This is a genomic window from Snodgrassella gandavensis (assembly GCF_914768025.1).
Classification (GTDB): domain Bacteria; phylum Pseudomonadota; class Gammaproteobacteria; order Burkholderiales; family Neisseriaceae; genus Snodgrassella; species Snodgrassella gandavensis.
In genome coordinates this window covers 24,529-38,621 of sequence record NZ_CAJZCE010000020.1, presented here as the reverse complement: position 1 = coordinate 38,621, position 14,093 = coordinate 24,529, and the positions used below count along the sequence as shown (strand labels likewise).

Annotated in this window: 10 protein-coding genes; 1 reads left to right on the top strand and 9 read right to left on the bottom strand. The window is 46.6% G+C overall.

Annotation, left to right across the window (positions count from 1 at the left end):
• On the top strand, positions 1 to 2,286 hold a 2,286-nt coding region (locus tag MJ764_RS11000; RefSeq protein WP_239326997.1), incomplete at its 5' end, for an autotransporter family protein.
• 712 nt (positions 2,287 to 2,998) lie between these two features.
• Here MJ764_RS11000 and proB read toward each other — a convergent pair.
• From proB to nuoG, 9 genes are all read right to left on the bottom strand, one after another.
• Entirely contained in the window at positions 2,999 to 4,132 is a 1,134-nt protein-coding gene (proB, locus tag MJ764_RS10995) for a glutamate 5-kinase (RefSeq protein ID WP_239326995.1), read from the bottom strand.
• Between the two features lie 132 nt (positions 4,133 to 4,264).
• Positions 4,265 to 5,707 carry an NADH-quinone oxidoreductase subunit NuoN gene (gene nuoN, locus MJ764_RS10990; protein ID WP_239326993.1) on the bottom strand — a complete coding sequence of 481 codons (1,443 nt, stop codon included), beginning with the start codon at positions 5,705 to 5,707 and terminating at the stop codon, positions 4,265 to 4,267.
• 10 nt (positions 5,708 to 5,717) lie between these two features.
• On the bottom strand, positions 5,718 to 7,211 hold the full coding sequence (locus MJ764_RS10985) for an NADH-quinone oxidoreductase subunit M (RefSeq protein WP_239326991.1): 1,494 nt from the start codon (positions 7,209 to 7,211) through the stop codon (positions 5,718 to 5,720).
• 37 nt (positions 7,212 to 7,248) lie between these two features.
• The gene (gene nuoL / locus MJ764_RS10980; protein WP_239326989.1) at positions 7,249 to 9,273 is read right to left on the bottom strand and encodes an NADH-quinone oxidoreductase subunit L; all 2,025 of its coding nucleotides are present in this window, start codon (positions 9,271 to 9,273) and stop codon (positions 7,249 to 7,251) included.
• Positions 9,274 to 9,298: 25 nt separating this feature from the next.
• Positions 9,299 to 9,604, bottom strand: a complete 306-nt coding sequence (nuoK, locus tag MJ764_RS10975) for an NADH-quinone oxidoreductase subunit NuoK (protein ID WP_025329732.1) — start codon at positions 9,602 to 9,604, stop codon at positions 9,299 to 9,301.
• Positions 9,601 to 10,254: an NADH-quinone oxidoreductase subunit J gene (locus MJ764_RS10970; protein WP_174829214.1), complete on the bottom strand. Its 654-nt coding sequence runs from the start codon at positions 10,252 to 10,254 to the stop codon at positions 9,601 to 9,603. Before MJ764_RS10970 ends, nuoK begins: the two co-directional genes overlap by 4 nt.
• A gap of 9 nt (positions 10,255 to 10,263) precedes the next feature.
• A complete protein-coding gene (nuoI, locus tag MJ764_RS10965; protein ID WP_239326987.1) occupies positions 10,264 to 10,743 on the bottom strand; it encodes an NADH-quinone oxidoreductase subunit NuoI in 480 nt (159 codons plus the stop codon).
• An 18-nt stretch (positions 10,744 to 10,761) separates the two neighbouring features.
• Positions 10,762 to 11,811: an NADH-quinone oxidoreductase subunit NuoH gene (gene nuoH / locus MJ764_RS10960; protein ID WP_037407263.1), complete on the bottom strand. Its 1,050-nt coding sequence runs from the start codon at positions 11,809 to 11,811 to the stop codon at positions 10,762 to 10,764.
• Between the two features lie 2 nt (positions 11,812 to 11,813).
• On the bottom strand, positions 11,814 to 14,066 hold the full coding sequence (nuoG, locus tag MJ764_RS10955) for an NADH-quinone oxidoreductase subunit NuoG (RefSeq protein WP_239326985.1): 2,253 nt from the start codon (positions 14,064 to 14,066) through the stop codon (positions 11,814 to 11,816).
• Between the last annotated feature and the right edge of the window lie 27 nt (positions 14,067 to 14,093).

Below are 14,093 nucleotides of genomic sequence, written 5' to 3'. Positions count from 1 at the left end.
GACGACGGCAAACTGCCTGACGACGACGGCAAACAACCTGACGACGACGGCAAACAACCTGACGACGACGGCAAACAACCTGACGACGACGGCAAACTGCCTGACGACGACAGCAAACAACCTGACGACGACGGCAAACTGCCTGACGACGACGGCAAACAACCTGACGACGACGGCAAACTGCCTGACGACGACGGCAAACAACCTGACGACGACGGCAAACTGCCTGACGACGACGGCAAACTGCCTGACGACGACGGCAAACAACCTGACAACTCTAAGAATTCAGCGGCTGTTGTTATTGAAAATAATTCACCAAATGGTCAAACTTATGCGACAACTGGTAAGCTTGTTGGACCTGTCGGTATTGAGGCTATCAATACTTCCGATACCGGTGCGATTAGTATAAGTGTCGCTAATGAGGTAGTAGGTGAAACAGGTGCCGGTATTCATACTTCTGGTATAGCTGGTGCAACAAACGTTATTACCTTGCAGAATGGTGCAATTGTTTCCGGTGGTTCGGGAATTGCTATTCAGGATGATGATACTAATGCTAACGTTACTCTTGATGACGGTTCAAAAGTTATCGGAGCAATCAAGCTTGGTAAAGGTAGTGACATGCTTACTATCAATCAGGGTGCCGATATTTCTCAAATGACGGCCATTGATGGTGGTGAAGGTGAGAGTGACATTGATATCCTAAATATCCATGGTACGCTCAAAGGTTCCTCTGTCAGCAGCGGTAGTGAGGGTAATACAGCTATTCTTAACTGGGACAATATCAATGTTAAGAAACAAGGCAAACTTACTTTAACTGGTGATCTGAAAACCGCTAAACTTGTGATTGAAAATGAGGGAACATTAGATCTTTCCCCATCACCTGTGTTACTGAAAGCTATAGCACCGATTCAGGAAACAACCATTAGTGGTAATGTTGAAAATGCAGGTACTATTAGTTTAAGTAGTAATCACCGTGCTGGTGACCTGTTGATAATCGACGGTGACTATACCGGCAATAACGGCACATTAGAGCTTGATACCGTATTGGGGGATAGCACAAGTACTACTGACAGATTAAGTATTACGGGTAATGCAACCGGTACAACTTCTGTTACAGTACATAATGATGGTGGCCTCGGTGCTGATACTGGTGATACTGATGGAATCAACATTATTAATGTCCAAGGTACCAGTGATGACAAAGCATTTAGTTTAGCTGGTGGCCATGTTGATGCTGGCGCTTTTGAATATCGCTTGTTAAAAGGCGATAGTGATGGCGAAGGCGATGACTGGTATCTGCGCTCTAGAGTTGTAGATGCTACTTCATCTAAGTCAAAAGCACTGTATCGTAAAGAAGTACCACTGTATGCTGCTGTGGGTGCTCAGCTACGTCAGGCTGACAGTACTATGCTGGGCAATATGCATCAACGCTTGGGCAACTCGGCACAGTCTGATTCACGCATGAGCTGGGGTAGAGTTATTGCCACACGTGCTGACATCCAGCAAAATGGTGCCGCGGATGCTCGCAGTGAAGGCGACTATACCGGTCTACAGCTAGGTAGCGATATCTGGCAACATAACGGCTGGAATGTTGGTGGTTATGTCGGTTATCTGCATGGAGATTTGGATGTTGATGGCTTTGCCAACGGTGTTAATGGCAGTGTTGGTAAAAATGCCACTAAATCCTACTTCCTCGGTGCCTATGGTAACTACACCCATAACAACGGTGCTTATGTAGATTTAGTGTTGCAGGGCGCACGGCATAATGTTGATATTAAACCTGACGGCAACGCAAACAGTAAACAGAAAGGTCACGGTGTAACTGCTTCTGTTGAAGCTGGTAAACCGTTCTCTGTTGGTAACAGTGCGTGGAAGCTGGAGCCGCAAGCTCAGATCTCACATCAGTGGTTGGATCTGGATGACAGTAATATCAGTGGTAATACTACTGTTAAACAGGGACACGATGATGCATGGCTGTTCCGTGTTGGTGCTCGTATGGAAGGCAATTATCAAACTGGTAAAGGTACAGTACGTCCACATGCTCGTGTGAACTTGTTCTATTCTCCCAATGGAACTGATCACACTACCTTTACTACTCGAAATGCCTCCACCACATTGCATAGTGGCGGTGGACATACCAGCACTGAGGTAGCTGTTGGCGGAAGCTATGATGTCAACGATAATGTCTCAGTTTATGGCGAGGTTGGCCATACCTGGTCTAATGGTGGTGATACTAAAGTAAAAGCGCCAGTAAGTGGATCTGTAGGATTGAAAGTTCTTTGGTAAATTAAACTGAAACTTTGCGTTTAGAGCGCATATCCTACGCAAACCGGTACCATGTAATTTTCATGGTACCGGTTTTATTATGTTTTCCGCGTTTATCACTTCTGCACTTATAATAAATATATAAGCCGATTTGTCATTTGTAGAACTCATAGAACAGATAAATGGTTAAGCTTGTATGTGATTTTTCTATAAAGATAGCAGTAAGAGGGGGCGATAAGCACCGCAAGTCTGCAATTAAGCTTAATACTATTTTATTACTCACAGCTTCTTTTTATTATGCAGCATAATTAATGCATTATCTTTTTTGTTACGACTATCTTTCACGCTGAATAAAACTGATTGTTGATTATTTCAAATGCAGTTATCCAGTGCCAACGGAGTGAAATCATATTCTGTTACTAATTATTCCAATAATATTATTAATATTCAGAATTTATTATTTAAAGTTATTACTGAATACATATTTTGCTCTTTTTTGTTGTGCTTGTTTATCAGGCTTCTATTACAAAGCTGTATCAATTATTAGGGGTCTGTTGAAATTGCCCTTGATACTGAAGAATATATGTATCTTAAATATGACACTGATTCATTAAACGTATAAAACAGCTTCATACTCCTTATATAAAGCTATATTTAAACATCTATTTACAAAAATGAGTTATTGCATTATGTCCGTTGCATTTTAGAAGACTGTTAGCATCAAGAGTAACAACTACAAACGGCATAAAACCATATTATCACGATGCATTACTTCTTCTTCAGCTACATAACCCAAAATATCTTCAATCATATGTGAGGGCTGGTGCAATAATCGTGATATTTCTCTGTCATTATAATTAATCAGACCACGAGCAATTTCGGTACCAGTCTGATTACATACAGAAACTAACGCACCACGATCAAAACGACCAGAAACATCAATACAACCTATTGATAATAAACTAGAATTATTCATTGTAAGTGCTTGAACTGCACCATCATCAATGATGAGTTTACCCACCAGCTGTAATTGCCCTGATAACCACTGCTGACGCGCATTCAGCCGGTTATCATCCGGTGTAAATAATGTACCGACCTCGTTACCGTCAAGCAAATGCAAAAGCACATTATCGGCATGTCCATTGGCAATACAGGTTGCCGCACCACTCAAAGCAGCCCGCCTCGCAGCCAGTACTTTGGTATACATTCCCCCCGTACCCACACTGCTACCTGCACCACCGGCCATACTTTCCAGACCCGGATGGCTGGCTGCAATTTTATGAATAAATCTGGCATTGGCATGCTGGCGCGGGTCGCGGTCATACAATCCATCCTGATCTGTCAGAATAATGAGTATATCGGCTTCAATCAGATTCGTTACCAGTGCCCCCAGAGTATCATTATCACCGAGCTTGATTTCATCAATGGTAACAGAATCATTTTCATTAATAATTGGTACCACCCCCTGCTCCAGTAGCGTACGAATCGTACTGCGGGCATTCAAATAACGGGTGCGGTGACTCAAATCATCGTGAGTGAGTAAAATCTGGGCTGTCTGGATATGCAGTGACTCAAACGCTACTTCATATGCCTGTGCCAGTCCCATTTGTCCTACAGCCGCTGCCGCCTGTAATTCGTTAATCGCTTTGGGGCGTACCTGCCAGCCCAACCGTTTCATTCCTTCTGCAATCGCACCACTGGAAACCAGTACTACCTGAATACCACGAGCCCGTAATTGTGCAATCTGCTGAGCCCAGTTATTCAGGATATTCTGGTCTACCCCATGTCCGCCATTGGTAACAAGGCTGGAACCTACTTTTACCACCACACATTCAGTTTGGCGGATATTAAATTCTGAATTATTCATGCTTACCATGCAGTTGTTATTTCAACGGTTTAATTAGCCATTTTACCTGTGGTTATGAGCTTTGATAAGTGGGTTCAACAGTTATAAAAACAGCAGCCATTAAGGCTGCTGTTGGAAAAAAAGCAAAACAGTTTAGCTGTGCAGCAATGCCTGTACACACCAAGCCATCACGCCATCCGGCAAAATACCCCATAGCAGTAACAGCAAACCGTTAACGGATAAAACCAGCTTGCCCAGAAAGGTCATGTTAAAAACAGGTTCTGCAACGGAGTCCGGTGTATCGAAATACATAGCTTTAACCACACGCAGATAATAGAAAGCACCGATTAGCGACATTACTACTGCATACACAGAAACCCACAGATAACCACTGGCGAGTAATGCCTTGATAACCGCCAGTTTGGCATAAAAGCCCATCAACGGCGGAATACCGGCCATGGAGAACATCGCCAGCAGCATTAAAAATGCATACCAGGCATTTTTCTGGTTCAGGCCAGCCAAATCACTGATATTCTGACATTCAACATCTCTGCCGGACAACAGCATCAGAATGGCAAACGCTACAGAAGCCATTAAAGTATAAGTGATGGCGTAATACATAGCTGCGGTACAACCAGTTTCTCCAGCCAGCAGCGCCAGCAGAATAAAGCCCATATGCGATACTGTTGAGAAGCCAAGCATACGCTTGATATTGGTTTGCATGATCGCAGCCAGATTACCCACCAACAGCGAAGCAATACCCAATATCAACAGCAATTCACGCCAGCTTTCCCATTGAGTGAGCAAGCCATAGACCAGAATGCGGAAAGCAAATACTGTTGCGGCAATTTTCGGTGCTGTACCCACCAACGCGGTGACAGCAGTAGGCGCCCCCTGATATACATCCGGCACCCACATATGGAAAGGTACGCCACCCAGTTTGAACACAATGCCAGCTACAATAAATACTACCCCCAGCTTTAATAGCCACGGATTGGCACTGCTTTCACTGGCAGCCAGCACCTGCTGTAACTGCAAAGACCCAGTTGCACCATAAATCAGTGAAATACCATATAGCAGCAAACCAGAAGCCAGCGCACCAAGCACAAAATACTTCAGCGCTGCTTCAGCCGCACGGCCACTGTCGCGTTGCAGGGCAATCAGGGCATACAGCGCCAGTGACAGCAATTCCAGCCCTACATACAGGGTAAGGAAATGGCAGGCTGAAACCATGATGTCCATACCCAGTAAGGCAAACAGGGTCAGTGTGTAAAATTCGCCCTGATAGATATTTTTGGCACGCAGATAAGTCTGGCTGTAAATAAACAATGCAATAACCAGAACATACATGCATAGCTTGGCTAGCTGTGCCATGCCATCCAGTACAAACATATCATGGAAAGCATATTGTGGCTGTTCCGTCCAAACCAGACACTGTACTACTGCCGTTAATATCAATCCGATAATTGACAAGGTACAGGTTATCCAGCGTTGTCTGTCATTGAGCCATAAATCCACCAGCAGCACTGTAAACAGCACTACAGTCAGCACCAGTTCCGGTACAGCGGGAAATATTGTTAAATCTGTCCAGTTCATTCACATTTCCTTACAGTTTGCTTTGTGCCGCTTGGACAATTAAATCATTTGCTGCCTGATGGACAACGGCGATAAATGGTTCGGGGTACAAACCAAAACCGAGTACCGCTATAGCCAGAATCACCAGAATAAGCAGTTCGCGTTTATTCACATCTTTTAATTGCTCAACTTCGGGGTTTTTGATAGTGCCAAAAATAACTCGTTTAAACATCCACAGAGTATAGGCTGCACCATAAATCAGGGTTAACGCTGCCAGAGCACCAATCCAGAAATTGGTTTTTACTGCACCGACAATTACCATGAATTCGCCCACAAAACCGGAAGTACCGGGCAAGCCGGCGTTGGCCATGGCAAATAGCAGCATGAAAGAAGCAAATATCGGCATACTGTTTACCACACCACCGTAAGCAGAAATATCACGGGTATGCATCCGGTCATACATTACGCCGATACTCATGAACATGGCAGCCGAAACAAAACCGTGTGATACCATCTGCATGATGGCACCTTTAAAGGCCCAGTCATTCAAATACCCGCCGGTAAATAGGAAGAAGCCTAAGGTGACAAAACCCATGTGGCTGATGGAAGAATAAGCCACCAATTTTTTCATGTCTGTCTGTACCAGTGCTACCATGCCAATATAAATCACCGCTACCAGACTCAGTACAATCATTACCGGCGCAAAATAACGTGCAGCATCTGGCAGGATAGGCAGAATAAAACGCAGGAAGCCATAACCACCGATTTTCAGGGTAATGGCAGCGAGTACCATTGAGCCGCCAGTAGGCGCTTCTACGTGAGCATCCGGCAGCCATGTGTGTACTGGCCACATCGGCACTTTCACCGCAAAAGACAGGAAAAAGCCGATAAACAGTAAAACCTGCGCAGTCATGGCAATGTGTTTGATGTTGTGCCATGCTTCAATTGAGAAACCGCCAGTCTGCATAGACAGGTACACAAAACCCACCAGCATCAGCAGCGAACCCATCAGGGTATACAGAAAAAACTTGATGGATGCGTATACGCGCCTTGGACCACCCCAGATGCCGATAATCAGATACATCGGAATCAGCATACCTTCAAAGAACACGTAGAATAGAATGGCATCCATGGCCGCAAACGCGCCATTAATCAATCCCGACATAATCAGGAAAGCAGCCATATACTGTGCCGGCCGTTTCTGAATCACCTGCCAGCCAGCCATCACCACCAGTAAGGTTGTGAAGCTGTTTAGAATCACAAACAGGACAGACAGGCCATCAACACCTAATGCATAGTTGATGTTGAGACTTTCAATCCAGAAATGAAATTCTGTGAATTGGAAGCCACCATTTAAACGGTCAAATTTGAAAAACAGCGGTAAGGTGATTAAAAAGGAAACCAGCGCACCGATTAAGGCCAGCACTCTGGCTATACCAGCATGCCTGTCTGAACCGGTCGCCAGCACTACGATGCCGGCCGCTACAGGCAGCCAAATCGCCAAACTGAGTAAGTTATCGTACATATTTATAGCCTAAAGATACCAAGTTGAATGCCTTCAATTAACCGCCGAACATCGTTTTCAGCAACGGCCAGAAAGTCCACGCTACCAACACGAATACACCAACTACCATTGCGGTTGCATAAGTATAGATATAGCCAGTCTGAATCCGCCGTACCAGTGCTGCAACAGTGGCAACCACGCGCGCGGCACCGTTAACGATTAATTTATCAATGATGAAAACGTCGCCTACTTTCCAGAACAACGTTCCCAGCAGGCGGCTGCCTTTGGCAAAAACGTTATAGTAAAGCGCATCCAGATAGTATTTATTATCCAGCAGGGTATAAACCGGACGGATAGACGCCACGATTCTGGCTGGAATATGCGGTTTTTTCATGTAGAAAAACCACGCCAGTACTACCCCGGCAATCACCAGCCATAACACGGGACTGGTCAGACTGTGTAAGGCCATGGCAAAGATGCCGTGATATTCTTCTTCTACAGTGGCCAGCGCCGGATGTGCCGCACTGTTAATGAATATCACATGCTGGTAGAAATCACTAAACAGCATCGGTTTGATGGCCCACATGCCGACAAATACTGAAGGAATGGCTAGCAGAATCAGCGGAATGGTTACCACCAGCGGGCTTTCATGCGGATTATCCTGTGGGCGCAGGCCATGGTGCTCTTCGCCATGATGATGCCCACCATGATCAGCTTTACGCCATTTTTCTTCGCCGTGAAAAACCAGAAAATACAGGCGGAATGAGTAGAACGCGGTCACAAACACACTGGCTACCAGTGCGACATAGGCAATACTGCTGAAAGGCAGGTTTGACGCTTTTACTGCATCGATAATGGAATCCTTGGAATAGAAGCCAGAGAAGAATGGTGTACCAATCAGCGACAGGGAACCAATCAGCATGCAAATCCACGTTACTGGCATATACTTGCGCAAGCCGCCCATATGACGCATATCCTGATCATGGTGCATGCCCATAATCACACTACCGGCAGCAAGGAATAACAGGGCTTTGAAGAAAGCATGGGTCATGACATGGAAGACGGCAATATTATAGGCTGAAGCACCCAGTGCCACGGTCATGTAACCAAGTTGTGACAGAGTGGAATAGGCAATCACACGCTTGATATCGTTCTGAATCATGCCCAGAAAACCCATAAACAACGCGGTAATGGTGCCAGACACCATAATCACACCCAGTGCGGTATCAGACAGTTCATATAACGGTGACATACGTGACACCATGAAAATACCGGCTGTCACCATGGTGGCGGCGTGAATCAGCGCAGAAATCGGGGTCGGACCTTCCATTGAATCCGGCAGCCACACATGCAATGGAAACTGTGCCGATTTACCCATTGCTCCTACGAACAGCAGAATACAGGTAACGGTAATCAGTGACCACGGATGACCGGGAATCAGTTCGATAGTGGCATTTTTCACCTGATCAATATGCTGGAACACATCGACATAGCGCAGGCTGCCGCCAAAATAGGCCAGTATCAAGCCAATTCCCAACACAAAGCCAAAATCCCCAACGCGGTTAACCAGAAACGCTTTCAGGTTGGCAAAAATGGCACTGTCACGTTTGAAGTAAAAACCAATCAGCAGATAAGATACCAGCCCTACTGCTTCCCAGCCAAAGAATAGCTGGATAAAGTTATTACTCATTACCAGCATCAGCATGGAAAAGGTAAATAGGGAGATATAGCTGAAAAAGCGCTGATAACCATCGTCATCACTCATGTAACCAATGGTGTAGATATGCACCATCAGTGACACACTGGTGACAATCACCAACATGGTAGCGGTTAGGGTATCAATCAGAAAGCCAACTGAAAAGTCCAGTCCACCCATGGTCAGCCAGGTATAAACGTTTTCATCAAAAGGCTGGCGGGTGCCGTTCATAAAGCCATAAAGCACCCAGCCAGACAACGCTGCAGAAATGGCCACACCGGCAATGGTAACGCTATGCGCTCCCCTACGGCCAATCAGCTTACCGCACAAACCAGCCAGCAGTGAACCGATGAGCGGAGCCAAAGCAATAAACAGATAAATAGACATAATTTTCTCTCGTTCCTCTCACCCGTTAGCCTTTGAGACTATCCAGATCCTGTACGTTAATGCTCTGACGGTTACGGAAAATCAGCACCATAATCGCCAGGCCAATAGCAGATTCAGCCGCAGCAACTGTCAGAATAAAAAAGACGAAAATCTGTCCGGCCGTGTCACCGAGATAACGGGAAAAAGCCACGAAATTAAAGTTCACCGCCAGCAGCATTAATTCGATTGACATCAGCAGCACGAGTACATTTTTGCGGTTCATAAAGATGCCCATGGCAGAAATGGCAAATAATATCGCGCTGAGAACCAGATAATGGGTTAAGGTAATCATGCTTTTTTCTCCCCTTCTGTCACTTCTTCACTGGTTTCGGTTACTGGTGTAGCCACTTCAGGCTGCATTTTCACCATACGGAAGCGGTCTTTTGCCTGCACTTTAACTTGTTCGGCCGGATTGGTACGGCGCGGATTATGCGTTTGCCGGTGTACCAGTGCAATGGCGGCTACCATCCCCAGTACCAGCAATATGGCGGCCAGTTCAAACGGTAACAGATAGGTAGTGTAAATCTGCATACCTAAGTCGCGTACATTACTGTAATCAGCCGGCAATGGCTTGTCTGTCCCCAGATGTGCCAGATCCAGTTGCGGATTCACCAGAATCACAATCAGCAGTGCGGCGGTGAGAATACCTACCAGCGCGGCAATGGGCGCATGACGCCAGAATCCGGCGCGCATCTGTTCAATATCAATATTGAGCATCATGATGACAAACAGGAACAGCACCATTACTGCCCCTACATAGACCACTACCAGCACAATACCCAGAAATTCGGCCTGCATCAGAATCCACATCATGGCACTGGCACAGAATGTCAGCACCAGAAACAAAACTGCATGTACCGGATTTTTGGCAATTACTGTATTTATTGCGCCAAGCAGAATAACCGCGGCAAATACATAAAACAGTATTAATGGTAAATTCATGACTACCCCTTAGCGATACGGTGCATCTGCGGCTTTGCATTTGGCGATATCTTCTTCATAGCGATCGCCAATTGCCAGCAACATGGGTTTAGTGAAATACAGATCTCCGCGTTTTTCACCGTGATATTCGAAAATCTGTGTTTCTACAATGGCGTCTACTGGACAGGCTTCTTCACAGAAACCGCAGAAGATACATTTAGTCAGATCGATATCATAACGGGTTGTTCGCCGTGTACCATCCTCGCGCTTTTCCGACTCGATATTAATCGCCATCGCCGGACACACGGCTTCACACAGTTTGCAGGCAATGCAGCGCTCTTCGCCATTGGGATAGCGCCGCTGCGCATGCAGACCACGAAACCGAACCGATTGTGGGGTTTTTTCTTCGGGGAAATAAATGGTTTCTTTACGTGCAAAAAAGTTCTTTAAGGTTACTTTCATGCCCGCAAGCAACTCGGTCATCAGAAAAGTTTTAATTATATTTGCCATATCAGTGCCTCTCCCTGTTTAACGCCATAAAGACAGGGGTGAAATCATCCATAAACCCAACACAATCACTGCGACGATGGTTACCGGAATCAGTACTTTCCAGCCCAGACGCATAATCTGATCGTAGCGGTAGCGCGGGAAAGTTGCCCGTATCCACAGGTAAAAGTACAACACCAGCGCCATTTTCAGGAACATCCACAGTACGCTTGGTGTACCAATGAAACCCCAGCTTTGCGGGAAAGGTGATAACCAGCCGCCAAAGAATAACAGTGCAGTCAGGGCAGCTACCAGAATCATGAATATATATTCGGCCAGAAAAAATAAGGCGAAAGCAAAACCAGAATACTCGACATGAAAACCAGCAACAATTTCCGACTCACCTTCGGCCACGTCAAACGGGGCACGATTGGTTTCGGCCACTGCGGAAATCAGATACACCACAAACAATGGGAACAATGGCAACCAGTTCCATGAAAAAACCGAACCACCGGCATAGCCTTTGGCTTGTGCCATCACGATATCGTGAAAATCCATGCTGCCGGATACCATTATCACCCCAATCAGGGCAAAACCCATCGCTATTTCATAGGAGATAGTTTGTGCCGAAGCACGCATGGCACCCAGAAAGGCATATTTGGAGTTGGAAGCCCAGCCAGCAATGATGACACCATACACAGACAGAGAGGTAATCATCAGGATATAGAGCAAACCGGCATTGATTCTGGTTAGAAACCAGCTTTCACTGAATGGAATCACTGCCCACGCAGCAAAAGCCGGCATCAGCGACATCATCGGCCCGATATAGAACAATGCCTTGTTGGCCTGCGACGGGCGGGTAACTTCTTTGAATAACAGTTTTAATACGTCCGCGAAGGGCTGGATTAAGCCATAGGGGCCGGTTACGTTCGGGCCAACGCGCAACTGCATGTAACCAATAACTTTACGTTCAAAATAAGTCAGGTAAGCCACGGTAAGAATCAGCGGCAGCATGATGATGACTATTTTGACGATGACAGACACCAGTAAGCCGAAGTCGTTACCCAGTAATTGTTGAAACCACGCTTGCATGATTATCCTTTACTCAATTCAACAGTGGTCAATAAAGCACCCAATTGCCAGTTACTCTGATGTAATGGCAACAACAGTACGTTTTCCGGCAGGGTGTCGTCAGCAGCCACAGTAACGGCCACGATACTATTTCCCTGTCTGGCTAATGCGCTATCCCCAGCAGCCAGCCCCAGCGCATTCAGCGTAGCGCTGTGAATCCGCGCTGTGGGCACTGCGGCATGTACTGTGTTTTGCAAGGGCGCAGAACGACGCACAATGCCATCAGTAGCATACAGACTGACTCCGCCAACACGTACCAGACTGATAGCTGGATCAGTGCTAGCAACCGGTTGAATATGGTTATTCAATAAGGTCGGTAACTGGTCTTTGGCAAGTGCATCAGTCAAGATTTGCTGGGTGTTTTCATATTCAAAGCCCGGCAGTTCAAGCACGTTGCCCAGTACACGCAATACTTTCCATAATGGTCTTGCTTCACCATAGGCCTGTACCACGCCATGGAAAGACTGCAAACGACCTTCCATGCTGATAAAGCTGCCGGATGTTTCGGTAAACGGAGTAATTGGCAGCATGACATCGGCCACTTCACGCAATACTTCACTGTCGTACGCGCTGAATGCCATCACTGTCTGTGCCTGTTTCAACGCGGCAATGGCCGCAGCACCATTGGCGACATCCATATCTGGCTCGACATTAAGCAACATCACTGCTTGTTTTGGCTGCGCAATCTGTGCAGCAATGGTGTGTTCTATTTTTCTGGCAGCCGCACCAAGCACTTCGGCACCAATACTATTGGCAGCCTGTGGCAATACCCCGAGAATGCTATCGGTAGCCACAGCCAAGTCCTGTGCAGCAGCATAAACAGCAGCGGCATCCGGATGGTTCAGTACATCAGCACCAAGAATAATGCTGGCTTTTTGCGCCTGTAATAATGCCTGCCCTACTTCGCTGTTAAGTGCATCACTCAGCCAGTCAATCCACTGATACGGATGCAGGCTCACTTGTGCCAGCAAAGGCATAAACAGTTCTTCAGCAGCAGCGGCCAGAATAGCTACTTTGGTACCGTTTTTGGCCACCTGACGAATACGGGCTGTGAGTAGTGGCTGTTCCTGCCGCAAACGTGCACCGACTATCAGAATCACTTCGTTTGTTGCCAGTTGTTCGATGCTCTGCCCCAGCCAGTGAGCGCCTTTAGCAGCGGCAGCCAAACGGCCATCCAGCGAACGCAGGCGGCTGTCTACAGCAGTGACACCAAGTCCATCAGCCAGTTTACGCGCCAGATGCATTTCTTCAATGGTATTGGCCGGATTAACCCACATACCAATCCCATTGGCACCGAAGTCATGGCTAACGCCATGTAAGCCCTTGGCTACATAATCCAGTGCGGTTTGCCAGTCGACAGTATGCCACTGGTTATCCTGTTTGATTTGTGGTTGAGTTAAACGCTGCTGATACAATCCTGCATAGGCAAAACGGTCACGGTCACTGAGCCAGCATTCATTGATGGCTTCATTTTCTAGTGGCAGCACACGACGCACGGTATGGTCTTTGGTCTGAACAATCAGATTGCTGCCCAAGGCATCATGAGCAGAGATGGATTTACGCCGGCTTAACTCCCATGAACGACTGTCATAGCGAAACGGTTTGCTGGTTAAGGCACCGACCGGACACAAATCAATCACATTACCAGATAGCTCGGTTTCCAGTGTTTTTCCGGCAAACGGGGTAATTTCGGAATGTTCACCACGATTTTTCATTGCCAATTCCTGTTTGCCGGCAATTTCTTCAGTAAAGCGAATACAGCGGGTACAGTGTATACAGCGGCTCATTTCCGCAGCAGACACCAGTGGCCCCATTTCCTTGCCGACTACAGCATGTTTGGCTTCGGTATAACGGCTAGCGCTTTTACCATAGCCCATTGACAAATCCTGCAACAGACATTCACCGCCCTGATCACAGATCGGGCAATCCAGCGGGTGGTTAATCAGTAAAAACTCCATTACCCCTTTCTGGGCATCTTTAGTCAGAGCGGAGCCGGTTTTAACCACCATGCCATCGGTAACCGGTGTAGCACAAGCAGGTAACGGCTTGCGTGATTTTTCTACCTCAACCAGACACATGCGACAGTTAGCGGCAATAGACAATTTTTTGTGATAGCAAAAATGCGGAATAAAGGTACCGGCCTGATGGGCGGCTTCCATCACCGTACTACCCTGCTCGACAGAGAGTTGTTTACCGTCAATTTGAATTTGTAACATAGGTTCGCAATCCTAATTAAGCAGATA